Below are 23,486 nucleotides of genomic sequence, written 5' to 3'. Positions count from 1 at the left end.
GGGACCTCACCGGGCCGGGATCTCGCGGGCCCCGGAACCTCACGGCCCCACCGACCCACGAAGCCCGGAACGTACACCCCGGCGGGCCGCACGAGCGGCCCGCCGGCCCCACGTCCATCCGCCGGCCCCTGCCTACCTACCGCGCATTCACTTCCGCAACAGGCTCGTCGGCCGGAACCCGTACCCCCAGGAACGTCGGGGTGTGCCGTAGCCGGAAACCCAGCGACTCGTACAGCCGTATCGCATTGGCATTGCCCGCCGAGGCATGCAGGAACGGCGTCTCCCCCCGACCGCGTATCCCGGCGACCAGCGCCAGGACCAGCCGCGTCGCCAATCCCCGCCCCCGGTGCGCCGGATCGGTACACACCGCGCTGAGTTCGGTCCAGCCGGGCGGATGCAGGCGCTCCCCGGCCATCGCGATCAGCGCGCCGTTGTGGCGGACGCCGAGATAGGTGCCCAGCTCGATGGTGCGGGGCAGGAACGGCCCGGGCTCGGTGCGGGCGACCAGGTCCAACATCTCCGGTACATCGGCGGCGGTGAGCCGGACCAGCGAGTCGTCGGGGATGCCCACCACGACGTCGCCCAAAAGCTGTACGCCCGCCACCCGCATCACCACCTCCCAGCCCTCGGGCGGCCGCAGGGTCTCCCCATTGGCCAGTGGTACGACCACGCCGGGACCGGCCAGTGCGGCCAGATCCGCCCAATCCGCCGCGCCCGGATCGTCCGGCAGCGCCGCGAACGGCGATACGTCGACGGGATAACGCCGCACCCGACCCTTGCTCTCGGCGAGGCCGGCATGCGGTCCGGTCAGGGACGTGTAGACCGCGTTGTCCAACACCCGCAGGTCGCTCACGTGGCACCGCCCGGCCATCGGGACTGAGACATGATCCGCAGGCTACGAGCATGATCCCGCTCCGTCAAAGGGTGTTCACGGTTCGAAACGACCCCCGGGGCCGGCCCCGACCGGGTCGATGGACAAGACCGGACGGGCTGCGTTAGCGTCGCGACGTCGACCGATATCGGGGGAACGATCGCATGAGCGGGTGGATGAGTACGGCGAATCGCCGCGCCACGCCTGCCGCGTACCCCCGCACCGCCGCCGGCGCGATGTCGCCCCGAGCGCGGTTGACCCGGCGCCTGTTCATCGATCTGCGCCGTTCCGCCGGCTCCCTGTGTCACTGACCGGGTAGCACCCTCCACCCACCCGGGCCCACCCGGCCGCTCCACGAGACCGCCCGTTCCGTGCGCGACATCGCGTGCGGCAGGTCCCGTGGTCGGCCGATTCCGCGCATGAACTCTCGCCTGTAGCAGGCAACTTCGGCATGCCCCAGCGGGCTGTCCGGCGCCGCCGCGCGCCCGGGCCGAATCATGGCGCGCGTCTTCCCGGCCGGGATCCACCTTCGCCACCGTCACCCGCCGTGCCCGTCGAAAGCGAGAACCGAACCCATGTCATCCGTACCGAACCCCGCAACCCCCCTCCACCTGGCCGTGGCCCTCGACGGCGCCGGTTGGCATCCGGCCGCCTGGCGCGAACCCGACGCCCGCGCCGACGAGTTGTTCACCGCCCGCTACTGGACCGACCTGGTCGCGGAGGCGGAGGCCGGGCTGCTCGACTTCGTCACCATCGAGGACGCGCTCGGCCTCCAGTCCACCGCGTACGACCGCATCGACGACCGGATCGACCAGGTGCGCGGCCGACTGGACGCCGTGTTGATCGCCGCCCGCGTCGCGCCGTCGACCCGGCACATCGGGCTGGTCCCGACGGCGACCGTCACGCACACCGAGCCGTTCCACGTCTCGAAGGCGATCGCCACCCTCGACTACGTGAGCCTGGGCCGGGCCGGCTGGCGGGCGCAGGTCTCCCGGCCGGTGGACAACGCCCACTTCGGGCGGCGCGAACAACCGGCGTTCACCTTCGCCGACCTCGGGCAGCCCGAGGCGGTGGCCGCGGTCGCGGAAACCTTCGCCGAGGCGCGGGACTTCGTCGAGGTGGTGCGCCGACTGTGGGACAGCTGGGAGGACGACGCGGAGATCCGCGACGCGGCGACCGGCCGCTTCATCGACCGTGACAAGCTGCACTACATCGACTTCGTCGGGCCGAGGTTCCGGGTCCGCGGCCCGTCGATCGTGCCGCGCCCGCCGCAGGGGCAGCCGCTGGTCACCGTGCTGGCCCACGACACGGTGCCCTACCGGCTCGGCGCCGACTCGGCCGACGTCGTGTACGTGACCCCGCGCGACCACGACCACGCGCGGGCCATCGTCACCGAGATCCGAGCCGAACAGCGGGTCGCGGGACGGGAGTCGGAGACCGTACACGTCTTCGGCGATGTGGTCGTCGTCCTCGACGAGAGCACCGCGGCGGCGCGCGAGCGCAAGGCACGACTCGACGACCTCGACGGCGCGGAGTACCAGAGCGACGCGTTCGTATTCACCGGCACCGCCGCCGAGTTGGCCGACCTGCTCCAGGACTGGCAGCGCGCCGGGCTGACCGGATACCGCCTGCGGCCGGCCGCGCTGCCCCACGATCTGCGCGCGATCACCCGGGAATTGGTGCCCGAACTACAGCGCCGCGGCGTCTTCCGTACCTCCTACGACGCGGGCCCCCTGCGCTCCCGCCTCGGCCTGCCGCGTCCCGCGAACCGCTACGCCGCGCCCGCGCCGGCCGCCGCCGCGTCGTGACTCCGCCGCATCCATCCGCCTCGTCGCCCGCCCCGCCACCCGTACGAAGGAACCCATCCCGATGAGCAAGCCGCACAAGCAGATCATCCTCGGCGCCTACCTGGGCGGGGTGAACCACCACACCCTGTGGTCCGACCCCGACGCCGGCAGCCAGATCGACTTCGCCTCCTTCCGGCACCTGGCGCAGACCGCCGAGCGCGGCCGGTTCGACTTCTTCTTCCTCGCCGAGGGCCTGGCGCTGCGCGAACGCCTCGGCCTGATCTTCGACCAGGACATCGTCGGCCGCCCGGACACCCTGCCGGTGCTGGCCGCGCTCGCCGCCGTCACCGAACACCTGGGCCTGATCGGCACGATCAACGCGACCTTCAACGAACCCTACGAGCTGGCACGCCAGTTGAGTTCGCTCGACCACCTGTCCGGCGGCCGGGCCGGGTGGAACGTGGTCACCTCGTTCGACGCCTTCACCGGCGCCAACTTCCGCCGCGGCGGCTTCCTGCACCGGGACGACCGCTACACCCGGGCCGGCGAGTTCCTGGCCGCGGCCCGCGAACTGTGGGACTCGTGGGCGGCGGACGCGGTGGCCGCCGACCGGGAGGCGGGGGTGTTCCTGCGCGACGCCAAGGCCGGCGAATTCGCTTTCACCGGCGAGCAGTTCGACATCTCCGGCCGGTTCACCACGCCGCGCAGCCCGCAGGGCAGGCCGGTGATCCTCCAGGCCGGCGTCTCCCCGCAGGGTCGCGACTTCGCGGCCGGCGGGGCCGACGCGATCTTCTCCCCGTACCACCGCCTCGACGAGGCCCAGGAGTTCTACCGGGACATCCGGGCCCGGGCCGTCCGACTCGGCCGGCCCGCCGACGCGGTCAAACTGCTGCCGCACGCGTCCTTCGTACTGGGGGAGAGCGAGGCCGACGCGATCGAACGCCACCGCGACATCACCCGGCGGCAGATCGGCGGACGTACCGCGCAGATCCTCCTGGAGACGGTCTGGAACCGCGACCTGTCCGGCTACGACCCCGACGGGCCGCTGCCGGACGTCGATCCCGACCCCGAGGGCCCGCCGGTGGTCCGCGGTCGGGCCCGGATCGCCGAGGACGCGCACCGCCGGGTGGCCGAATGGCGTCGACTGGCGGAGGACAACTCGTACTCGCTGCGCGACCTGGCGATCCACGTCTTCGGCCGCACCGAGTTCGTCGGCACACCCGAGCAGGTCGCCGACCGGATCGACACGTTCGTCCAGCAGGACGGCTCCGACGGGTTCATCCTCGGCTCACACCTGACCCCCACCGGCCTCGACGAGTTCGTCGACAAGGTCGTGCCGCTGCTCCAGGAACGTGGTTCGCTGCGTACCGACTACACCGGTGCGACGCTGCGCGACAATCTCGGCCTGCCGTACCCGGACGCCCAACCGGACGCGCTCGCCGACGCACGACCGGACGCGACCCGGGTGGCCTGAGCCACGACGTGCCCATGCCCGGTCGTCGCGGACGACGACCGGGCATGGGCACGCGCGAGGGGGGTTCAGCGCGAGCCCGTCAGGTGCGCGAACAGGATGGTGTTGTCCTGGTAGCCGCCCTTGTCGGGGTCGTACTCGCCGCCGCAGGTGATGACCCGCAACTCGGCGCGGTTCAGGTCGCCGTAGACCCGCTGGGTGGGGAAGTCGGTCTTGGTGAAGCGCTCCACCGCGTCGACGGTGAAGATCGCCGTGCTCTGGTCGGCCCGGCGGATCTCGACGGTGGCACCCGGACGCAGGTTGCCGACCTCGTAGAAGACGGCGGGGCCGGTGGCCGAGTCGAGGTGGCCGACCAGTACGGCCGGGCCGAGTTCGCCGGGGGTGGGTCCCTGGTCGTACCAGCCGGCGTGGCGCTCGTCGTCGGGGGGCGGCACCTGCACGGCACCGTCGGCGTCGAGGTCGACCGAGGTCAAGGGGGCGTGCACACCGATCTCCGCGATGTCGATCGTGACCGGCTCGGAACGGGCCAGGATCGGGCCCTCCGGCGGTGCCGGCGCCGCCGCGGGGCCGGCGGGTGCGCCGGCGGCCGGGGAAGGGGCCGCCGTGGCAACGGACTTCGGCGCGGCCGTGGCCGTCGCGGGCGGGCGACGGTTCTGGTAGCCGATCACGCCGAGCACGACACCGCACACCACCGCCGCGACGGCCACCACCAGCAGGAGGCGGCGGCCGGCGCGACGAACGAAGGACGTGTCAGCCACGCAGGCTGCCCCGACGCAGCGCGAACGCACCGGCGCCCGCACCCGCGACGGCCAGCGCGCCGCCCAGGGCGAGCAGACCGGTGTCGGACTCGGTGGTCCCGCCCGAGCCACCGGCAACGGCGCCGACCGGCATGGTCTTCGTCTGCGTGCCGTGCTGGGCCGCCGGCTTGGCCAGGGGGTGCGGCTTGGGCTTGTCGTTCTTGTGGTGCACGTGCTTGGGCTGCTCGTGCTTCGGCTGCTCGTGCTTGTGGTGTTCGGGCTTCGGCTGCGCGGGCTTGTGGTTGTGCACGATGTTCGTCGTGTGGTTGTTGTTGATGTTCACCGTGTTGTTGGTCGTTTCATTGACCGTCACGTGCGACGTGTTCACGGTGGTGCTCGTGACGTTGTTGATCACGATCGGCCCGTGGCTCGGCTTGTGGTCCGGCTTGCCGGTCGGCTTCCCGGTCGGCTTGTGGTCGGGCTTGTCGGCGGGCTTCCCGGTCGGCTTGTGGTCGGGCTTGTCGTCCGGCTTCCCGGACGGCTTGTGGTCGGGCTTGTCGGCGGGCTTCTCGGACGGCTTGTGGTCGGGCTTCTCGGCGGGCTTGCCGGCCGGCTTGTGCTCCGGCTTCCCGCTCGGGCAGTCGTGCGTGGGCCGGGGGCAGCGGTCCGTGCCGTCGGCGGTCCGCGCCGCCTGGTCCTCGTCGGACCCAACACTGGTGCCGGTCGCCGGCGCCTTGAGGGTCTTGCTCTGCGGGCCGAGACCTTCGGCCGCGGCGGCCGTGCCGCCCAGGGCTACGGCCAACAGGCCGGCGGCTACCGTGCTGCTAAGGACACGAGTGGTACGCATCAGCGTTGTTCTCTCCTTCGCGGCCGGCGCGTGATCGGTGATCCGATGGGGAACGCGGCCGGCGCATCGGAGAATTGCCTCGCTTTATGCGAATATCACTCTTTGTAGCTTTTTTGACACATATGGGCGATCGTGTCGGTGGTCGGCGGCACCTCCGTCACGGCTGCCGCCGACCACCCGGAGCCGACGACCCGCCGGCGCCCGGGCCGACGATCCGCCGACTCCCGCCGGACTGCCGTCAGTAGTGCTTCCAGGTATCGGTGAACGAGTTGCCGGAGGCCGACAACGGGCCGGGAGTCGCGTCCGTGACGCCCTTTTGCACCATGGTGATCGGAGCGGCCGAGGCGGCGGCGAGGGTGCGGCCGTCGATCGTGGCGCCGGTGAAGGTGACACTGCCGAAGTCGGCCAGCGGGGTGCGCGCGCCGTTGCGGCTCGGCGCCTCCGCGATCACCTCCGCGCTGCCGTTGGTGGCGCCGCTGTAGCGCGCGAGCGTCTTGGTCTCGGTCCAGCCGAGCGTCGAATTGGTCAGCTTGGTGGTGTAGTTGTCCGAACCCGGGTCGTACACCACCGAGGCGGTCATGGTGTCGCCCGGCCGGACCGGGTCGCGGAACACCGACTCCGGGTCCGGGTAGTTCTCCCACCAGGCGAAGTAGCGCGGCGTGCCGCCGACCCGGTTGCACTCGGCCTGGGTGCCGGTCTGCTCGACGGTTTTGCTGCCCCTGCCGTCCAGGCCGACCCAGATCGACACCGCCCCGGTATGGGCACAGGTGATCGACGGCTGGACCCACGAGGCGGAGACCGAGTGGTAGGTGGATCCGGAGGCGGCGTAGCCGGACCAGTTGCCGGAGGTGCCGCCGGCGGCCGAGCGGGCCCCGGTCGGGGTGTCGGCGGCCGACGACGCGGCGGCCGCGGCGGGTGCCGCGCCGATCAACGGCGCACACAGCAGCAGCGCGACGCAGCCGCCGTAGGACCGAAAGGGCGTTCGGGCACGTGGGATCACGATGACTCCCGAGGAGTGATGGGGGAGGGTGGACGCCCCCGAAGGTCCCGTCGAGGCGAGCCGGACCGACGGGGGCGGTGCCCGGGGACCCGGATGGACGAGCGGGCCGCCGTGGCGATCCAGAGGTTGGCGCGTTCCGGCGGGGCCGGTCAACGGCCCTACGAGGCCCCGCCGTCCACTGGCGACGACGGCCCTCGACCGGCAACGGCGAACACCCGCGACACCCGCGCCGACCTGCGCCGACGCACCTCGGCCGGCCGAACCCGGCGGCCAATTCCGTGGATTCGCCAGTGGACGGACCGGCGATCGGCCCGCGGCGCCCGTTTACTGGCGAATCCAGGGAATTGACCCCGCCCGACGAGCGATCGGCGGACGCGCGGGGAGAGCTTGAACGAGTTCCCGACCGGCTCCCGACGAGCCCCGACGACCCCGCGTCCCCGGCTCCCCGCCCCCGCGCCGTCCACAGATTTGCCGGGCCGTCGACAGAAAGCCGTTCGGCCCCCGACGACGCGTTGACGTGTGCTCCGCCGGTGCGGGACCTTCGTCGGCACCACGCCCCGGCCGGCCGACCCCGTGTCGCGAGCCGGGCGGGTTCCCCCACTCACTCATCGGAGACAGGCATGCCTTTCGCATTCGCCGAGGCTCGTTCCCGTACCCGCTCCCGAGACCGGTCCGGCTCCCGCGACCGGACGCCCCGCCCCCGCTCCCGGTTCCGCTCCCGCGTGTCCCTCCCGCTCGCCGCCACCGCCGCCGGCGGCCTCGCGCTGGCCACCCTGTCCGGGGCCGGCCCCGCCTCGGCCGCGACCACCCCGGCACCGGACCACATCGTCGTGGTGATGATGGAGAACCACGCCTACGGGCAGATCATCGGCAGCGGCAGTGCCCCGTTCATCAACTCGTTGGCCACCGGCGGCGCCCTGCTCAAGGCGTCGTACGGGATCACGCACCCCAGCCAGCCGAACTACTTCGCCGTCTTCTCCGGCAGCACCCAGGGAATCACCGGTGACTCCTGCTACCAGGTCGGCTTCTCGCACGCGGCCAACCTGGCCTCCGAGGTGATCGCCGCCGGCAGGACCTGGGGCAGCTACAGCGAATCATTGCCCAGCGAGGGCTCGACCACGTGCAGCAGCGGCAAGTACGCCCGCAAGCACGTGCCGTGGTTCGGCTTCGACAACGTGCCCACATCCAGTGCGCACACCTTCGGCCAGTTCCCCGGCGACTACGCCAAACTGCCGAGCGTCTCCTTCGTGATCCCGAACCTGTGCAGCGACATGCACGACTGCGGGGTGTCCACCGGCGACAGCTGGCTGAAGAAGAACCTGGGCGGCTACGCCGATTGGGCCAGGACGCACAACAGCGTGCTGGTGGTCACCTACGACGAGGACGACAAGCACAGCGGCAACCACATCCCGACCGTGCTCTACGGCCAACCCGTCAAGGCCGGCAGCTCCACCTCCACCTCCTACAACCACTACGACGTCCTGCACACGATCGAGGACCTGGCCGGTACGGGCGCGCACGCGGGCAAGTCCGCCTCCGCCCAGTACATCAGCGGCATCTGGAACTGATCGTGTACCTCGCGGACCGCCGTCGCTCCCCGGCGTCCGACGCCGCCCCGGTCCGCCGACCGGGGCGGCTCCCGGGCGTCGCCGGCACCGTGCTCGTCCTGGGGATCGTCAGTCTCCTCACCGACGTCTCCTCGGAGATGGTCACCGCGGTGCTGCCGCTCTACCTCGTCACCACGGTGGGCCTGTCGCCGCTCGGCTTCGGCGTCCTGGACGCGGTCTACAACGGCTCGGCGGCGCTGATGCGGCTGCTCGGCGGGTTTCTCGGCGACCGGCGCGGCGGCCGGCACAAGGTGGTGGCGGTGCTCGGCTACGCCCTGTCGGCGCTGTGCAAACCGGTGCTCGCGTGTGTGCACACGCTGACCCTGCTCGGCGCGGTACTGGCGGTGGACCGCACCGGCAAGGGGCTGCGCACCGCGCCGCGCGACGCGCTGATCTCGGCGGCCACCCCGCCCGAGCGGCGGGGACGCGCGTTCGGGGTGCATCGGGCGATGGACACCGTCGGCGCGCTCGCCGGTCCGGTGCTGGCGTACCTGATCCTGCGCGTCGCCGTCGACGGGTATCACGCGGTGTTCGTGGTGAGTTCGTGCGTGGCGGCCTTCGGCGTACTGGTGCTCGTGTTGTTCGTACCGCGCGATCCTCGGCCGGCTTCCACGGGCGTGGGTACAAGTGTGGTCGGAACAGGCCCCCCGCAGGAGCCTTCCGGTCGGGACGGGGTGCGGGCGCTGCTGGGCCGGCCGCGGCTGCGTCGGCTCACCCTGTGCGCCACGCTGCTCGGACTGGCCACCGTCAGCGACTCGTTCGTATATCTGCTGCTGCAGCACCGGTATCGGCTGTCCGCCGAGTGGTTCCCGCTGTTGCCCATCGGCACCGCCGCCGTGTTCCTGCTCCTGGCCGCTCCGTTGGGAGCGGTCGCCGATCGTATCGGCCGGCGGCGGATGTTCCTGCTCGGACACCTGGCGCTGCTCGGGGTGTACGTGGTGCTGCTGCGTTCCGGGGCGGACGGCGGGTGGTTCGCCGGTGCGGCGCCGGTCGTGGTGCTCGCGCTGCACGGGCTGTACTACGCGGCCACCGACGGGGTGTTGCCGGCCGCCGCCGCGAGTGCGGCGCCGCCGGGGAGTTGCGGTGCGAGCCTGGCCCTTGTCGGTACCGGGCAGGCGATCGGGCGCTTCGTATGCTCGCCGGCCCTGGGCGCGCTGTGGACCCGCTGGGGTGATCGGGCCGCGTTGTCCGTGACGGCGGCGGCGCTGGTGGTGGCCCTGGTCGTCGCGCGCCACGTGCTGCGGGCGGCCGAACCGGCGGACGTGCGGGGGACTTGCCCGCCCGTCGCCGCATCTCGTACCCGCCCGACCGACGAGGAGCCCGGATGACCGTCGACCGAACGACCGCCGCCCGCCGCCTGGTCGTCCTGCTCGTCGCCTTCGTGGTGTTGGCCGCGGCCGGCACGTGGGCGGTCCTGGACGCCGCCGAACGTGCGGGTCGGCGCGATCGGGAACAGCCGGGCGGGCCGGCGGTACACCCGGGTCCGGTCGCGCTGGGCCCGGCGGCGGGCGGGCCGCGGTTGCTCTTCCGCAGCATGGCCTGGGGGCCGCACCGGGACGAGATCGCGGGCGTACCCGCCGATCGGCCGGACGGGCCGCGCACCGTGTCCGGCCTCAAGTGCCTGCGTTTCCACGCCGCTTCGGGCACCGGGATCTGCCTGCGGGCCGAGCACGGGCCGCTCGTGGACACCTACCGGGCGGTGATCCTGGACGCCGACCTGCACGAGACGCGCGGCTTCCCGGCCGCCGGAATCCCGACTCGGGCCCGGGTCTCGCCCTCCGGCCGGATGGTCGCCTGGACGGTGTTCGTCAGCGGGGACAGTTACGCGGGCGCCGACTTCTCCACCTGGACCACGATCGTGGACACGCGCACCTGGACCGTCCAGGAGAACCTGGAAAGCTTCGCGGTGACCAGGAACGGTCGTCCCTACCGGGCGCCCGACATCAACGTCTGGGGCGTCACCTTCGCCGACGACAACCGGTTCTACGCGACGGTGGCCACCGAAGGACACACCTGGCTGGCCGCCGGCGACGTCGCCGCACACACCCTCACCACGCTGCACCAGAACGTCGAATGCCCCTCCCTGTCGCCCGACGGCACCCGGATCGCCTACAAGAAGCGCGCCCCCGAGGCGCCCGACGACGCACCCTGGCGGTTGTACGTGCTCGACCTGCGCACGATGACCGAGACCGCCACCGCCGAACGACGCAACGTCGACGACCAGGCGTTGTGGACCGACGCCGCCACGCTGCTGTACGCCCTGCCCGGCGACTACGGCGCCGACCTGTGGACCGTCCCGGCCGACGGCACCGGCGCGCCCCGGATGCTCGCCGCGAGCGCGCTCGCCCCGGCCCTGGTGGGGTGACCGGAAGGCGCGCCGGCACCGGCGACGGCGACGACCTCCCGCGTGGATCACCGCGGGCACCGTATGTATCTGCTTGGCTACTGTGTGACGTGACAGGCGCGTCGTGATTCGGGAGGCAGCGATGAGCACAACCGAGTACGAGCAGACCAACCCCGCCGTCCGGCTGGACCTCGAACCCGGCCAGATCGTCCAGGAATTGGGCTACGACGACGACGTCGACCACGACCTCCGCGAGGGCATCGAGTGGCTGACCGGCCACGACCTCGTCGACGAGGACTACGACGACATCGCCGACGCCGTGCTGCTCTGGTTCCGCGCCGAGGACGGCGACCTCGCCGACACACTGCTCGACGTCGTCGGCCTGCTCCCCGAGGACGGCGCCGTCTGGCTGCTCACGCCCAGGGCCGGCCGGGACGGCGCGGGCGATCCCGACGCGGTCGAGGAGGCCGCGCGCAACACCGGCCTGAGCCGCGCCCCGGTCGTCGACGTCGGCCCGGACTGGGAGGCCACCCGGCTGGCCGTCGCCGGGACGTAGCCGTCCGGGTACCGACGCGGGCGGGGGTGTGGCGGACGATCGACCGCCACACCCCTTCGGCTGCGCGCCGGACGGCCTCAGCCGGGTACCGCGCCGTCCGCCGGCCCGTCGTCCCACTCCCAGTGCAGGCCGTAGATGCCCGGGGTCACCTCGGGAAAGACCGTGCAGGCGTGGCCCGTCGCCGCGATCCGGACCTCGCGGTGATCCTGCGCGGGCGCGTCGTGCCGGGGCCGCCACCCGGCCGTACACCGCACCGGCATCATGCGGTGATCGAATCGCGCGCACAACACCATGGTCCGGCCGGGGAAGCGCACCATCCGCGCGTAGCCGGTGGAGACCACGGACGACGCGTAGGCGTAGCTGTACTCCACGACCGTCGTCTCGTCCTGCTGCAACGGTACGTCGAGGAGCAACTCGACGGCGGCGAAGCCGTGTTCACGATCGACCCGACGGCGGCCGAGCCGGCAGCCGACCAGCCGGGACAGGCCCAGGTCGGCCCCGAGGGACATCTCCGGCTTCGCCTCGGTGAGCAGGATCAGCCGGTCCGCCCGGGTGGCCACAGCGCGCAACACCTGGACGACGTCGATGCGTTGCTCCTCGCGGGCCCGGCCGATGTGCACGTCGATGCGGCTGTGCAGGCACTCCAGGCGGGCGTTGGTCCGCGGATCGAAGTCGGTCAGTACCCCCTCGACCGCGGGATCCCCGAACGTGCCGGTGTCGTCGAGCGATCCGGGGATGTGGTCGACCCAGCGGCCTCGGGGCCGGCGCGGGCCGAGCAGCACGATCAGCGCATCGGCGCGCAGGTGCAGCAGGTTCTCCAACGCCCGTACGGCGGCCAGCGAATCGGCCCGTTCGGGGCGACTGCGCCCGCGCTGCCAGTAGCTGAGGCTGGACACGCTCACCTGGACGCCCCGGTGGGCGAGTCGGCGCTGGATGCTCTCCAGGCTCAGTCCGCTCTCGCGGATCGCGATCCGCAGCGCGAGTTCGAACGGGCCCGAGCGCAACGCCCGGTCGAGTTCGGCCGACTTCGCGGCACCGGCGTGGGGGAGTGACGGAGAAATCGGCATGCACCTGCTCTCACCGGGAGCACCGTGCGGCGACGGCCGCGTGACTGCGCGGAATCTACCGCGACGCGCTGGTGCCCGGCGAGGGTTCGGGGCGACCGTTGCCCGCATTTGCCATGCCGACCGGTGGCCGCCGCTACTCGGAGTCGGCGGCGGCGCGGGGTTTGGCGCGTACGTGCATACGTTCGCCCTGGCGGCCGAAGAGGCTGAGCACCTCGACCGGCCGTTCGTCCGCGCTGCTGAACCAGTGCGGGACCCGGGTGTCGAACTCGGCGGCCTCGCCCGGGCCGAGGACCAGATCGTGCTCGCCGAGGATCAGCCGCAGCCGGCCCTCCAACACGTACAGCCACTCGTAGCCCTCGTGGGTACGGAAGGTGGGCTCGGTACCTCGGAACGGAATGATCATCTTGAACGCCTGGAGCGGGCCCGGGGTTCGGGTGAGGGGAATGAACGTACCGCCGCTGGGCAGCGGATGCGGGTTCAGCCGGATCCGGGGATCCCCCACCTCCGGGGCGCCGACCAGGTCGTCCAGCGGCACCCGGTACACGCCCGCCAGCGGCAGCAGCAACTCCAGCGTGGGTCGGCGCCGCCCGGACTCCAGTCGGGACAGCGTGCTCTTGGAGATGCCGGTCGTCTCGGACAGCGCGGCGAGGGTGAGACCACGCTCGGCCCGCAGCCGCCGAAGGCGGGGCGCGACCTCGTCGAGGACCGTCCGGTAGGGGAGTGCGTCGTCCGTCATGCGGGCATTCCACCGCGCCGTCCCCATCTTGGCAACACGAGTTGCCGGGTCGCGGGAGCCGGTGCAGCCTCCTCGCCATGACCTCAGAGATTTCGCGGGATGCGCCGGTGACACACGATGTACGGCCGGCCTCGGGCTCGGAGCGGTGGGCGCTCGCCGGGCTGTGCCTGTCCATGTTGTCGTCCTCGCTGGGCACGAGCGTCGCCAACGTCGCGTTGCCGACCCTGGCCGATACGTTCTCCGCCTCCTTCGCCCGCGTTCAGTGGATCGTGCTGGCCTATCTCCTCGCCATCACCACCGTGATCGTCGGCGCCGGCCGGCTCGGCGACCTGATCGGGCGCCGCCGGTTGCTCCTGGTCGGGATCGGTGTGTTCACCGGGGGCTCGGTGTTGTGCGGCCTGGCACCGACCCTGGAGACGCTGATCGCCGCACGCGCCGCGCAGGGACTGGGGGCGGCCGTGATGATGGCGCTCACCATGGCGTTCGTCGGCGAAACGGTGCCCAAGGAGCGGACCGGGAGCGCGATGGGCCTGCTCGGCACGATGTCCGCGATCGGGACCGCGCTCGGTCCGTCGCTCGGCGGCGCGCTGATCGCCGGGCCGGGGTGGCGGGCGATCTTCCTGGTCAACGTGCCGTTGGGGATCCTGGCCCTGCTCCTCGCACACCGACACCTGCCGAGCGACCGCCGCGAGCCCGGGGCCGACCGACCCCGCTTCGACCACGTGGGCACGCTGCTGCTGGCCGGGACGCTCGGCGCGTACGCCCTCGCGGTGACCGTCGGGCGCGGCGGGTTCGGCGCGCTGAACGCGGCGCTGCTCGTGGCGGCCGGGCTCGGCGTCGTGTTGTTCGTACGGACCGAGGCGCGGGCGGGGTCGCCGCTGATCCGGTTGGCGATGTTCCGCGAGCCGGCGTTGAGCGCGAGTCTGGCCACGAGTGCGCTGGTGTCGACGGTGATGATGGCCACGCTCGTGGTGGGCCCGTTTTACCTCGCGCGGGCGCTGGGCCTCGGTGACGCGCTCGTCGGACTCGTCATGTCGGTCGGCCCGGTCGTCGCCGCGCTCACCGGGATACCGGCCGGCCGGATCGCGGACCGCTTCGGCGCACGGCGGATGACCGTCGTCGGGCTGATCGCGATATCCGTCGGCGCGTTCGCCCTGGCGCTGACCTCGGGACACCTCGGACTGGCCGGCTACCTGGTCCCGATCGTGGTGACGACCGCCGGATACGCGGTGTTCCAGACCGCGAACAACACCGCCGTGATGGCCGATGTCGGGCCCGATCGACGCGGTGTGGTCTCCGGCATGCTCAACCTGTCGCGCAACCTCGGCCTGATCACCGGCACATCGGTGATGGGCGCGGTCTTCGCGCTCGCCTCGGGCGCCCACGACGTGACCGCGGCACACCCCGACGCGGTGGCGGCCGGCACGCGGACCACCTTCGCCGTGGCCGGAGCCCTGATCGTCGCGGCGCTCGCCATCACGCTGCTCGCCCGACGCCCCGCCGCGCGCCCCGCCCCGACGGCGTGAACCAGGCCGCGTGAACCGGACCGCGTGAACCGCCCGCGCGGCTCGGGAACTTTGTCGGTGGGGCGCGCGACTGCTCCGGTGGAACGACGCGGGCGGGGGCGCCCCACCAGCGCCTTCGGACCCCGCCCCGATCCCTCCGCAGCCGACGCCTCGACCGAAGGACGGATCACGCATGTGTGGAATCGCCGGCCGGGTGTGCCTCCACCCCGACGGGCGCCCGCGCCGCCCGGTCGTCGAGGCGATCCCCTGGCTCCTGGTCACCGGCGACGAGGCCACGATGCCGCTGCGTCCCGACGTCGCGCGCACACTGCGGATCGGCGAATACCGGGCGGACACCTACCGCACCGCGCTCGCGGTCGTTCCGCACGCCGCGCACGAGAGCGCCGAGGAGCACCGGCTGCGCGAACCGCGGCACCTGTCGCCGACCCGCTTGTTGCGCCAACTCCTGCACCGCAAGGACCGGTTGAGGATGGCCCAGGGGCGAAAGGTGCGGGTGCCCTACTGCGACCACCGCGTGGTCGAGTACGCCTACGACGTGCCGTGGTCGCCGCACTCCTTCGACGGTCGGGAGTGGCTGGACCTGTACCGACCGGAGATCACCATCTGAGCCCCGACCGACACCCGACCCACACCGCCTGCCCAACCACCGCCCCCGCACGGCCCGCACCGCACCGCCAGGAGACGCACCCCGTGACCCGGATCGAACCCGGTACGAACCGCCCCGACCGCACCACGAACGACCCGCACGCCGTCGAGCTGTACGGGCGCGAGTACAAACGCGACCCCTACCCCCTCTACGCCAAGCTCCGCGACGCCGGCCCGATCCATCGGGTGCGCTTCCCCAGCGGGGTGGGCGCCTGGCTGGTCACCGGATACGACGCGGCGCACGCCACCCTCAACGATCCCAGGCTGGGCAAGAACCACGACCTGGGCAACGATCGTTGGCGGGCCCTCGCCTCGATCATGCCCGAGCCGCAACACACCGAACTCCAGGTGCATTTGCTCCACCAGGACCCGCCCAGGCACACCGCCTTGCGCCGCCTGGTCACCGACGCCTTCGCACCGCGTCGGGTCGACGCGCTGCGACCCCGGATCCAGAAGATCGCCGACGACCTCGTCGACGCCATGCCGGCCGGCGGCGGAGCGGACGTCATGGCCTGCTTCGCGACCCGCTTCCCGTTCCGGGTCCTCGCCGAAGTCATCGGCCTGCCGGCGGAGTTCGCGGCCCGGTTCCGGCGCGAGTGGTGCAAGGTCGTGCAGCCCGTCGGTCCGAGGGACCCGCGCCGGGCCGGGTACGAGGCGCTGCTGCGCGAACTCCAGGGCTATATCGCCGACCTGGTCGCCGACCGCCGGGCCGACCCGGACGACGACGGCCTGCTCGGCCGATTGGTCGCCGCGCACACCGCCGGCGAGCTGACCCGGGCCGAGTTGGACTCGATGATCTTCCAACTCCTGGTCGCCGGCCAGGAACCCGTGACCAACCAGATCAGCACCGCCCTGGTCACCCTCCTGCGGCACCCCGGACACCTGGACCGACTCCGCGAGGCCCCAGCCCTCCTGCCCGCCGCCGTGGAGGAACTGCTGCGCTACGACAGCGCGTTCGAACTCACCACCTGGCGCTTCCTCGCCGCGGACGACGACCTGCACGGCACCGCCGTACCCGCCGGCGACTCGGTGATCGTCTCGCTGTGCGCGGCCAACCGGGACCCGAAACGTTTCCCCGAGCCGGACACCCTCGACTTCGACCGCAGCCCCAACCCGCACCTCGCCTTCGGCCACGGCATCCACTTCTGCCCGGCCGCCGCACTGGCCCGGGTTGAACTCCAAGTCGCGCTCGGCACGCTCCTCGCCCGGCTGCCGGGCTTGGCTCCGGCCGCTACGGTCGACGACGTCGCGTGGATCCCGGCCGTGCTCGCGCGCGGCGTCGACACGCTGCCGGTCACCTACACCGAGCGGGCGTGACCACACCATGCCCGCCATGCCCGCCATCGACCGCCTCGACCGCCCGGGGCCCGCGCAGACCGCCGCGATCAGTGCCGCGATTTTGGAACTGCTCCTTCCCCACCGCCGCGCGGCCGAACGCGACCTCGACCCGGGCCGCGAATCGGTCGCCGACTTCCCCGAACAACTCGACCGAGTGGCCGACTTCGTCGCCCGGGGTGAACCCGTCGTATTCGCGCTGCCGGGATTCCCCTGCAAATCGCCCAACCCCGCCAAGGTCCTGGGACATCTGCCCGACGAGGGCGAACGGCTGAGCCTGGCCTTCCTGGACGGGCTGTGCGCGTCGGTGGCCGCCGTTCACTCGCCCGGCGCCCGGATGTTGATCTGCTCCGACGGCCACGTCTTCGCCGACCTCGTCCGCGTCCCGGACGCGCACGTCGACGCCTACACCGACGAACTGCGCGCCGTCATCGCCGACAACGCCCTGGACCGGCTGAGCGTGTTCGACCTGCGCGACGTGCTCGGCGACGGCCCGACCGGCCCGGCCGGCCCCCGCACACACGCGGACAAACGTGCCTGGCTGCACGCGCGCCACGCCCCGAGCCTGGCCGAACTGCGCGCCCAAGTCCGGTCCGACGAGGACACGTTGCGGCTGTACCGGGGCATCACCCGGTTCCTGTTCGAGGACACCGCCGACTTCCCCGGCACCCGGTCCGCGCTGCAACGCGACTGCCGCGACCGGGCCTACGGCGTCATGCAGCGCAGCCGGGCCTGGAGCGACCTGATCGCCGAACACCACCCGCGCGCGGTACGCCTGTCCATCCACCCGCAGCGGCGCGGCGCCGACAAGTTCGGGATCCGCCTGCTCGACGCCCCCGACGTTTGGGCCACCCCGTGGCATGCCACCGTGCTGCGCCACGCCGACGGCCGCGCGCGCCTGCTGCACCGCGCCGAGGCCGCCCGCCTGGGCACCCTGGTCCACCACGACGGCCGCCCCAGCCACTTCCACCAGGCGGCCGACTGAGCGACGGGTCACCCCGCATGCTCGCCGGCCAGTGTTTCCAGGGTTCGGTAGGCCCGTTCGAGGGACTGCTCGGCGAGCGGCTTCAGAGCGGCCATCTGCGGCACGACGGCGGCGAGCGTCAACTCGGCGGGTACGAAGGTGGTCAGGTCGTCGGTGAGGCCGATGGCCCCCAGGACGGCGCGCAGGTAGGGCTCCTGGTGGTCCCAGCCCGCACGCGGCGTGCCCGGGGCGTACGAACCGCCCCGGGGGCTGATCACGATCACGGAGGTGCCCGCCAGGGGCCCGGGTTCGCCGCCGGGCACCGCCATGGTGGCCGGGGAGACGACCCGGTCCAGCCAGGTCTTGATCGTGGACGGGATCGAGTAGTTGTACATCGGCACGCCCATCACGACCGTGCTCGCCGCGCGCAACTCGGCGTTGAGCGCGGTGGTCAGCGCCCATTCGTCCGCCGGCGCGCCGTGTTCGGCGCCCGGGTCGACGAGCGCTTCGCGGACCGCGTGGGTCAGGTGCGGGATCGGCTGGGCGGCCAGGTCACGGTAGGTGTACGCGCCGCTCGGGTGGCGTTCGCGCCAGCGGGCGGCGAAGTGGGCGGACAGGTCCCGGGATACGGATCCGGTCCGACGCATGCTCGCGTCGAGATGCAGGAGGGAGGGCACGCACGGCCTCGAATCGTCGCGGTGTCGGTTCGGCACGATGCCGGACCCCGCCGCGTGGAAGATCCGATTCCGGGATCGGCCCCGCGGCGGCCGGCGATGACGACCGTAGACATTGACGCCGGCGTGAAGGCAAGCGTGCCCGGCGACCTTGGACCAGGCGTGCGGACAAGGCGTGCGGACCCGGTGTTCAGACCAGGTGTTCGCCGAGCACGGCGAGTTGGGTCACCCGGGCCTGCTCGTGGAGGGCGCGGCCCTTGTCGGTGGCGATGACGAAGACGCCCCGGCGGTCGCTCTCGCACATCGCGCGCTGGACCAGGCCGCACTTCTCGAGGCGGGCCACGGCGCGCGAGGAGGCACTCTGGCTCAGGTGCAGATCGACGACGAGGTCGTGGATGCGGGACTTGCAGCCCTCGGCGTCGACCAGGCGATCGAGGACCTCGTAGTCACTCATCGTGAGGCCGTGCCGGGCCTGAAGGGCGCGATCGAGTTCATGCGCCACCCGGCTGTACTGCGACAACAGCTCGCGCCAGCTCTCGATCAGCGGGTCCTTCGTCTTCATTGCGTCACGGTAGCGCCGCCCGTCGTAACATGCAAGCAAATTTATTGCACTCACATTTAATGCGTAGACATTCAATGCGTGTGCATGTACGTTCTTGCCCATGGCTTCAACAGTCGAGACCTACGCGGGACCGTCCTCCCGCGAGCACTCCGTCCCCTCGTCCTCCTCGTCGGCCGAAACACCGTCCGGTTCGCACTGGACCCCCAGACTTTGGGGCGTCCTGGCCGTGCTGTGCCTCGTGCTCTTCCTGGATGGCCTCGATGTCTCGATGGTCGGCGTCGCGCTGCCGTCGATCGGCCACGAACTCGGTCTGTCGGCGACCTCCCTGCAATGGATCGTCAACGGCTACATCCTCGGCTACGGCGGGCTGCTGATGCTCGGCGGTCGCACCGCCGACCTGCTCGGCCGCCGCCGGGTCTTCCTGATCGCGCTCGCCGTGTTCGCCGGCGCCTCGCTGCTCGGCGGCATGGTCGACAGCGGCGGCCTGCTGATCGCCACCCGCTTCATCAAGGGCCTGGCCGCCGCGTTCACCGCGCCCACCGCCCTGTCCATCCTCACCACGACGTTCCCCGAGGGCCCCGCCCGCAACCGGGCGCTGTCCGTCTTCTCCGTCTTCGGCGCGAGCGGCTACTCCTCCGGCCTGATCCTCGGCGGCCTGCTCACCGAGTTCGGCTGGCGCTGGACCTTCCTGATCCCTGTGCCGCTCGCCATCCTGGCGCTGATCGGCGGCTGGTTCCTGATCCCGCGCGACCGGCCCGCCGACTCCGGCGGCCACGACGTGGTCGGCGCGATCACCCTCAGCGGCGGCATGCTGCTGGCCGTCTACACCGTCGTCTCCGCCCCCGACCGCGGCTGGGGCGCACCGCTGACCCTCGGCTCGATAGTCCTGGCCGCCGCCCTGCTCACCGCGTTCGTCCTGGTCGAGAAGCGCATCGCGCACCCGCTTGTGCGGTTCGGCATCCTGCGCGTCGGCACCGTGGTCCGAGCCAACCTGAGCATGGTCGCGCTGATGGGCTCCTACATGAGCTTCCAGTTCATGATGACCCTCTACCTCCAGGACGGACTGGGCTGGTCCGCGCTGCGGATGGCGCTCGCGCTGCTGCCCGCCGGCCTGGTCGTGGCCTTCGGGTCGCCGTTCACCGGCAAGCTGATCAACCGCTACGGCACCGCGCCGCTGCTGATCGCCTCGATGGCCTCGATGAGCCTCGGCTACGTGTGGTTCCTCGCCACCGCCGGCACCACGCCGAACTACGCGTTCGCGGTGCTGCCCACCATGCTGCTCCTCGGCGGCGGCTTCGCCTTCGGGTTCAGCGCGATCATGGCCCAGGCCACCGAGGGCATCGAGGACTCCGAACAGGGTCTCGCCTCCGGCTTGGTGCAGACCTCCGGCCAGGTCGGCGCGGCGCTCGTGCTCGCCGTGGTCACCGCGCTGACCACCGGTGCCAAGGCGGGCGACGCCGACTTCGGCTCCTACCGCCCCGGCGCCAACCTGGTCACCGCCGTGGCCGTGGTCGGACTCCTGCTCAACCTGGTCCCGCTGCTCGGCGCCAAGCGTCGCGGTATCGACAAGGACGACTCCATCGCGAACGTCCGGTAGTCCGGACGGCGCGCGGACGGCTCGACGTCCGCCACGGGGAGGCGGGTGCCGGCCCCGGATTCCGAAACACGAATCCGGGGCCGGCACCCGCCTTTTCCGGTGGTTGGGGCGCTGCTCGTCCCGTCCGGGTGCTACTCGTCGTCGGGTTCGATCCGCCCGGACCACGTGCGCCGCAGGTTCGCGAGCGCGACCTGCTCGGCGGGCGGGGCGCCGACGGCGCACAGGGTCCGTGCGTGCGCGTCGGCCAGGGCCAGATGCGCGGCGGTCACCCGCTCGTTGGCGGCGGCGTCCTCCCGGGCCTGACGCAGCGCGGACGTGCCCAGGTCCAGCGCGACGGCGACGTCGTACTCCCGCGCGGCCTCCAGGATCGTCACCCATCTCGCGAACACGGCGGGGAAGCCCGGCGGGATGCGCCCGGCGAAGTGTGCGGCCTGCGCCACGAGTTCCCGGCGCCCCCGCTCGACGGCCTCGTCCCGCGGCTGCCGGGCGAGTCGCTCCCGGACGTTGGCCAACTCGAGGAGCATCAGGTCGAGCAACCGTTCGTGCTGCTCACGCAGGAGGTACGCGGACCGCGGATAGGCCGCGGTCCCGCGCCTTCGGCCCCGTCCGAACACCGCCACACACCCCACGTTGCCCCCTGTGACCGGTCGGCGACAAGCCGAATCGGCAGGGAGGTCCGAATCGCATGACGACCGGCACCGCGCGGCCCGCCGCTCGCCGGAATGTGCCGATGCCCGCCGCCGGCGTTGACCACGCCCCGGCGGGGTGTGAGCGTGTCGTTCGCCCGCGTGACGAAACCGCCTTCCAGCCCGGGGAGTTCGGATGCATCGCAGCACGCCGACCTTCGGCTCGTGCCTGGCCCTGCTGATCGCCCTGCTGCTGGGCACGGCGCAGACCTCGCACGCCGCCGGCCCCCGACCCGCCGTCGCCGGCGCGTCGTCGACCGGGACCGGACACGGCGCGTGGAACGGGCCCGACCCGCTCGCCATCGACACCACGCACATCGGCTCCGTGTACACGCTGCGCGACCCGATCCGGACCAACCTGGCCTGTACGAAGTACAACGGCGGCGGCACCTTCACCAAGGCGGTCGACGACTGGGGCAACGGTAATCCGACCAACCTGGAGACCGCCTGCGTGGACGCTCTGTGGGCGGCGCAGAGGCAGTTCGACATGTTCCGCACCTGGCTGGGCCGCAACGGGCAGAACGGCCAGGGCGGCGCGTGGCCGCTGCGCGTGGGCCTGAACGACGTGGGCCTGCGCTGGAACCCGACCGCCGGCGCCATCGACATCGGGCACACCCCGAGCGGCACGTGGGTCACCGAAATGGACCTGGTCGGGCGCGAGTACGGCCACGCCGTCGACCAGAGCGCCCCCGCTTGGCCATTCCGGGAACCGGGACTGGCCGAGGGCTTCGCCGACATCATGGGCACCCTGGCCGAGGCGTACGCCAACGAGCCGCTGCCGTACGACGAGCCGGACTACGTGATCGGCGAGAAGATCGACCTGACCGGTAACGGACCACTGCGCTACATGTACAACCCGTCGCTGGTCGGCGACCCCAACTGCTACAGCTCCGCCATCCCGAACACGGAGGAGCACGCGGCGGCCGGACCGCTCAACCACTGGTTCTACCTGCTCGCCGAGGGCAGCAACCCCGGCGGCGGCAAGCCGACCAGTCCGACCTGCGACAACTCGACGGTCACCGGGGTCGGTATCCGGTTGGCCGGCCAGGTCGTGTACCAGGCCCTGCTCGGGCGTACGTCCAACACGAAGTACGCGCAGGAGCGCCGGCTCACCCTGAACGCGGCCCTGCGATTGGACCCCACGTGCACCCTCTTCGGCGCAACGCAGGCCGCGTGGAACGCGGTCGGCGTGCGCCCCACAACCGGCGAGCCGGCCTGTCCCTGAGGTGGCTCAGCCGGCGAGGTCCCAGACGGTGACCTCCATGCGTACCGGGGTCTCGCCGGCGGGTACGGAGGTCAGCTTGAAGTACGCGATGCGGCCCTCGTCGGTCACGGCGCAGAAGCGGGAGCCCAGGGCCAGTTCGCCGCCCAGGTAGGAGCCGCGCTTGCGGACCGCCTCGGCGCAGTCGGCCGCCGTCGGGTCGACGCTGCCCTCGGGGAGCGGGGCCAGGGTGGGGCTGGATCCCTCGGTGACCAGGTCGGGCTTGCCGAAGAGGAAGCCGAAGACGAGGTCGGCGGACTTGCCCGACGGGGTGACCAGCGGCGGGGTGGTGTCCAGGTCCACATAGCGGGACGAGGCCGTGGCGGTGACCGTGCCGGGGCCGAACAGCACCTTGGCCGCCCGGTTCACCGGGCCGGGGGTGCCGGCCGGCGACTGGCCCGTCTGCCCGGTCTGCCCGCTCGGCGACGCCGCCGACCCGGATGTGCCGTTGCCCGGCGGCGTGTTCTGCCGCTCCGGTGCCGGGGCGGTGTTCGCGGACGGCGCCTTGGAGTCCCCGTCGGAGCCGGATCGGCTGACGGCGACGGTGACGAGGATGCCGATCAACGGGATGGCGATGCCCACGACCCACCACGCCCACCTGGGCTGGGTCGGGTGCGGCGGCGGAGCGGGAGGGTAGGGCGGTGGGTATCCCGGATCCTGGTGCAAGTCGCCTCCGTGGAACGTGTGGCCGTCGGGCGGGCGGCACTCTATCCGAGAGCCACCGCGCGGCCCAAGGATTTCCGCATACCCCCGGGACGCCGGCGGCATCCGGGTGCCGCAGGCGTCCCGGGGCGGATTCGGGTCGTCCGGGCGAACTACCGGTCGACCAGGGCGACATCGGCCTCCACGCAGGCCAACGCGTCGCGCAGCTCCGGCGACACGGTGTGGCAGCGCGAGCGCAGGCCGAGGAGGAAGGCGTGTCGGCACGCCGAGCCGATCGCCGCCGCACCCGCCGCGTCGAAGACCTCGGTGCCCGACAGATCGAACGCCAGCTCGACCACGTGGTCGGGCAGCGCGTTGATCTGCGACACGAGGTCCTTGCGCAGATGGTGGGCGACGGAGACGTCGAGCACCCTGGGCGCGGTCACCCGCGCGTAACCCTGGCGCACGTGACAGACGCAGTCCCAATCGTCGGTCATTCGATTTTCCCCGATCACACGTCGACGGCCAACGCTCCCGCAGCGCGCCGGCCCTGTTCGTACGATCCCGCATG

Annotated in this window: 24 protein-coding genes; 13 read left to right on the top strand and 11 right to left on the bottom strand. The window is 72.1% G+C overall.

The window, feature by feature from the left end:
* Window positions 1-136 precede the first annotated feature (136 nt).
* Window positions 137-853, bottom strand: a complete 717-nt coding sequence (locus tag ACH4XV_RS33275) for a GNAT family N-acetyltransferase (protein WP_395796041.1) — start codon at window positions 851-853, stop codon at window positions 137-139.
* Window positions 854-1,047: 194 nt separating this feature from the next.
* Here ACH4XV_RS33275 and ACH4XV_RS33270 point away from each other — a divergent pair, with 194 nt between their 5' ends.
* The 3 genes from ACH4XV_RS33270 to ACH4XV_RS33260 all read left to right on the top strand — a co-directional run bounded on the left by ACH4XV_RS33270 (window position 1,048) and on the right by ACH4XV_RS33260 (window position 4,132).
* Window positions 1,048-1,182 carry a hypothetical protein gene (locus ACH4XV_RS33270; RefSeq protein ID WP_268812566.1) on the top strand — a complete coding sequence of 45 codons (135 nt, stop codon included), beginning with the start codon at window positions 1,048-1,050 and terminating at the stop codon, window positions 1,180-1,182.
* Window positions 1,183-1,446: 264 nt separating this feature from the next.
* The gene (locus ACH4XV_RS33265) at window positions 1,447-2,679 is read left to right on the top strand and encodes an LLM class flavin-dependent oxidoreductase (protein WP_395796040.1); all 1,233 of its coding nucleotides are present in this window, start codon (window positions 1,447-1,449) and stop codon (window positions 2,677-2,679) included.
* 61 nt (window positions 2,680-2,740) lie between these two features.
* A complete protein-coding gene (locus ACH4XV_RS33260; RefSeq protein ID WP_395796039.1) occupies window positions 2,741-4,132 on the top strand; it encodes an NtaA/DmoA family FMN-dependent monooxygenase in 1,392 nt (463 codons plus the stop codon).
* 65 nt (window positions 4,133-4,197) lie between these two features.
* Here ACH4XV_RS33260 and ACH4XV_RS33255 read toward each other — a convergent pair whose 3' ends face one another.
* From ACH4XV_RS33255 to ACH4XV_RS33245, 3 genes are all read right to left on the bottom strand, one after another.
* Window positions 4,198-4,887 carry a class F sortase gene (locus ACH4XV_RS33255; RefSeq protein WP_395796038.1) on the bottom strand — a complete coding sequence of 230 codons (690 nt, stop codon included), beginning with the start codon at window positions 4,885-4,887 and terminating at the stop codon, window positions 4,198-4,200.
* Complete coding sequence (locus tag ACH4XV_RS33250; RefSeq protein ID WP_395796037.1) at window positions 4,880-5,713, bottom strand: hypothetical protein; 834 nt, start codon at window positions 5,711-5,713, stop codon at window positions 4,880-4,882. Before ACH4XV_RS33250 ends, ACH4XV_RS33255 begins: the two co-directional genes overlap by 8 nt.
* Before the next feature lie 238 nt (window positions 5,714-5,951).
* Entirely contained in the window at window positions 5,952-6,713 is a 762-nt protein-coding gene (locus tag ACH4XV_RS33245; RefSeq protein WP_395796036.1) for a G1 family glutamic endopeptidase, read from the bottom strand.
* Between the two features lie 722 nt (window positions 6,714-7,435).
* Between ACH4XV_RS33245 and ACH4XV_RS33240 the strand changes: the two genes are divergently transcribed.
* The 4 genes from ACH4XV_RS33240 (at window position 7,436) to ACH4XV_RS33225 (ending at window position 11,220) form a co-directional block, all read left to right on the top strand.
* Window positions 7,436-8,281, top strand: coding sequence for an alkaline phosphatase family protein (locus tag ACH4XV_RS33240; RefSeq protein ID WP_395796035.1), 846 nt, complete (start codon window positions 7,436-7,438; stop codon window positions 8,279-8,281).
* A gap of 2 nt (window positions 8,282-8,283) precedes the next feature.
* On the top strand, window positions 8,284-9,648 hold the full coding sequence (locus tag ACH4XV_RS33235) for an MFS transporter (protein ID WP_395796034.1): 1,365 nt from the start codon (window positions 8,284-8,286) through the stop codon (window positions 9,646-9,648).
* Window positions 9,645-10,685: a TolB-like translocation protein gene (locus tag ACH4XV_RS33230; protein ID WP_395796033.1), complete on the top strand. Its 1,041-nt coding sequence runs from the start codon at window positions 9,645-9,647 to the stop codon at window positions 10,683-10,685. Before ACH4XV_RS33235 ends, ACH4XV_RS33230 begins: the two co-directional genes overlap by 4 nt.
* Before the next feature lie 121 nt (window positions 10,686-10,806).
* Entirely contained in the window at window positions 10,807-11,220 is a 414-nt protein-coding gene (locus ACH4XV_RS33225) for a DUF3052 domain-containing protein (protein WP_395796032.1), read from the top strand.
* 77 nt (window positions 11,221-11,297) lie between these two features.
* Here the strand turns inward: ACH4XV_RS33225 and ACH4XV_RS33220 are convergent, their stop codons facing one another.
* Window positions 11,298-12,287 (bottom strand): hypothetical protein, encoded by a 990-nt coding sequence (locus tag ACH4XV_RS33220; RefSeq protein ID WP_395796031.1) that lies wholly within the window; start codon window positions 12,285-12,287, stop codon window positions 11,298-11,300.
* Window positions 12,288-12,420: 133 nt separating this feature from the next.
* Window positions 12,421-13,023, bottom strand: a complete 603-nt coding sequence (locus ACH4XV_RS33215; RefSeq protein WP_395796030.1) for a helix-turn-helix domain-containing protein — start codon at window positions 13,021-13,023, stop codon at window positions 12,421-12,423.
* 107 nt (window positions 13,024-13,130) lie between these two features.
* Between ACH4XV_RS33215 and ACH4XV_RS33210 the strand changes: the two genes are divergently transcribed.
* The 4 genes from ACH4XV_RS33210 to ACH4XV_RS33195 all read left to right on the top strand — a co-directional run bounded on the left by ACH4XV_RS33210 (window position 13,131) and on the right by ACH4XV_RS33195 (window position 17,514).
* Entirely contained in the window at window positions 13,131-14,549 is a 1,419-nt protein-coding gene (locus tag ACH4XV_RS33210) for an MFS transporter (RefSeq protein WP_395796029.1), read from the top strand.
* Between the two features lie 172 nt (window positions 14,550-14,721).
* Entirely contained in the window at window positions 14,722-15,156 is a 435-nt protein-coding gene (locus tag ACH4XV_RS33205; RefSeq protein WP_395796028.1) for an asparagine synthase-related protein, read from the top strand.
* An 83-nt stretch (window positions 15,157-15,239) separates the two neighbouring features.
* Window positions 15,240-16,511: a cytochrome P450 gene (locus ACH4XV_RS33200; RefSeq protein ID WP_395796027.1), complete on the top strand. Its 1,272-nt coding sequence runs from the start codon at window positions 15,240-15,242 to the stop codon at window positions 16,509-16,511.
* Window positions 16,512-16,527: 16 nt separating this feature from the next.
* Complete coding sequence (locus tag ACH4XV_RS33195; RefSeq protein ID WP_395796026.1) at window positions 16,528-17,514, top strand: L-tyrosine/L-tryptophan isonitrile synthase family protein; 987 nt, start codon at window positions 16,528-16,530, stop codon at window positions 17,512-17,514.
* 8 nt (window positions 17,515-17,522) lie between these two features.
* Here ACH4XV_RS33195 and ACH4XV_RS33190 read toward each other — a convergent pair whose 3' ends face one another.
* Entirely contained in the window at window positions 17,523-18,170 is a 648-nt protein-coding gene (locus ACH4XV_RS33190) for an FMN-dependent NADH-azoreductase (RefSeq protein ID WP_395796025.1), read from the bottom strand.
* A gap of 187 nt (window positions 18,171-18,357) precedes the next feature.
* Window positions 18,358-18,729, bottom strand: coding sequence for a MarR family winged helix-turn-helix transcriptional regulator (locus tag ACH4XV_RS33185; protein WP_380009245.1), 372 nt, complete (start codon window positions 18,727-18,729; stop codon window positions 18,358-18,360).
* 100 nt (window positions 18,730-18,829) lie between these two features.
* Between ACH4XV_RS33185 and ACH4XV_RS33180 the strand changes: the two genes are divergently transcribed.
* Window positions 18,830-20,326 (top strand): MFS transporter, encoded by a 1,497-nt coding sequence (locus ACH4XV_RS33180; protein ID WP_395796024.1) that lies wholly within the window; start codon window positions 18,830-18,832, stop codon window positions 20,324-20,326.
* A 131-nt stretch (window positions 20,327-20,457) separates the two neighbouring features.
* On the opposite strand, the gene ACH4XV_RS33175 is transcribed toward ACH4XV_RS33180, so the two are convergent.
* Window positions 20,458-20,946, bottom strand: a complete 489-nt coding sequence (locus ACH4XV_RS33175; protein WP_395796023.1) for a hypothetical protein — start codon at window positions 20,944-20,946, stop codon at window positions 20,458-20,460.
* A gap of 202 nt (window positions 20,947-21,148) precedes the next feature.
* Between ACH4XV_RS33175 and ACH4XV_RS33170 the strand changes: the two genes are divergently transcribed.
* Window positions 21,149-22,237, top strand: coding sequence for a M4 family metallopeptidase (locus tag ACH4XV_RS33170; RefSeq protein ID WP_395796022.1), 1,089 nt, complete (start codon window positions 21,149-21,151; stop codon window positions 22,235-22,237).
* A 6-nt stretch (window positions 22,238-22,243) separates the two neighbouring features.
* Here ACH4XV_RS33170 and ACH4XV_RS33165 read toward each other — a convergent pair whose 3' ends face one another.
* Both ACH4XV_RS33165 and ACH4XV_RS33160 read right to left on the bottom strand, forming a co-directional pair.
* Window positions 22,244-22,855, bottom strand: coding sequence for a hypothetical protein (locus ACH4XV_RS33165; RefSeq protein WP_395796021.1), 612 nt, complete (start codon window positions 22,853-22,855; stop codon window positions 22,244-22,246).
* Between the two features lie 233 nt (window positions 22,856-23,088).
* A complete protein-coding gene (locus tag ACH4XV_RS33160) occupies window positions 23,089-23,412 on the bottom strand; it encodes a hypothetical protein (protein ID WP_395796020.1) in 324 nt (107 codons plus the stop codon).
* Window positions 23,413-23,486 lie beyond the last annotated feature (74 nt).

This window comes from Embleya sp. NPDC020630 (assembly GCF_044334985.1).
GTDB lineage: Bacteria > Actinomycetota > Actinomycetes > Streptomycetales > Streptomycetaceae > Embleya.
The sequence above is the reverse complement of the archived record's forward strand: the minus strand, read 5'-3'. Positions and strand labels throughout refer to the sequence as shown.

What these genes read in the sequence shown, in the direction of transcription:
- ACH4XV_RS33270 (WP_268812566.1), top strand. Translation starts at nt 1,048, where the DNA reads ATGAGTACGGCGAATCGCCGCGCCACGCCTGCCGCGTACCCCCGCACC.
- ACH4XV_RS33265 (WP_395796040.1), top strand. Translation starts at nt 1,447, where the DNA reads ATGTCATCCGTACCGAACCCCGCAACCCCCCTCCACCTGGCCGTGGCC.
- ACH4XV_RS33260 (WP_395796039.1), top strand. Translation starts at nt 2,741, where the DNA reads ATGAGCAAGCCGCACAAGCAGATCATCCTCGGCGCCTACCTGGGCGGG.
- ACH4XV_RS33250 (WP_395796037.1), bottom strand. Translation starts at nt 5,713, where the DNA reads ATGCGTACCACTCGTGTCCTTAGCAGCACGGTAGCCGCCGGCCTGTTG.
- ACH4XV_RS33230 (WP_395796033.1), top strand. Translation starts at nt 9,645, where the DNA reads ATGACCGTCGACCGAACGACCGCCGCCCGCCGCCTGGTCGTCCTGCTC.
- ACH4XV_RS33225 (WP_395796032.1), top strand. Translation starts at nt 10,807, where the DNA reads ATGAGCACAACCGAGTACGAGCAGACCAACCCCGCCGTCCGGCTGGAC.
- ACH4XV_RS33220 (WP_395796031.1), bottom strand. Translation starts at nt 12,287, where the DNA reads ATGCCGATTTCTCCGTCACTCCCCCACGCCGGTGCCGCGAAGTCGGCC.
- ACH4XV_RS33215 (WP_395796030.1), bottom strand. Translation starts at nt 13,023, where the DNA reads ATGACGGACGACGCACTCCCCTACCGGACGGTCCTCGACGAGGTCGCG.
- ACH4XV_RS33205 (WP_395796028.1), top strand. Translation starts at nt 14,722, where the DNA reads ATGTGTGGAATCGCCGGCCGGGTGTGCCTCCACCCCGACGGGCGCCCG.
- ACH4XV_RS33195 (WP_395796026.1), top strand. Translation starts at nt 16,528, where the DNA reads ATGCCCGCCATCGACCGCCTCGACCGCCCGGGGCCCGCGCAGACCGCC.
- ACH4XV_RS33185 (WP_380009245.1), bottom strand. Translation starts at nt 18,729, where the DNA reads ATGAAGACGAAGGACCCGCTGATCGAGAGCTGGCGCGAGCTGTTGTCG.
- ACH4XV_RS33180 (WP_395796024.1), top strand. Translation starts at nt 18,830, where the DNA reads ATGGCTTCAACAGTCGAGACCTACGCGGGACCGTCCTCCCGCGAGCAC.
- ACH4XV_RS33170 (WP_395796022.1), top strand. Translation starts at nt 21,149, where the DNA reads ATGCATCGCAGCACGCCGACCTTCGGCTCGTGCCTGGCCCTGCTGATC.
- ACH4XV_RS33160 (WP_395796020.1), bottom strand. Translation starts at nt 23,412, where the DNA reads ATGACCGACGATTGGGACTGCGTCTGTCACGTGCGCCAGGGTTACGCG.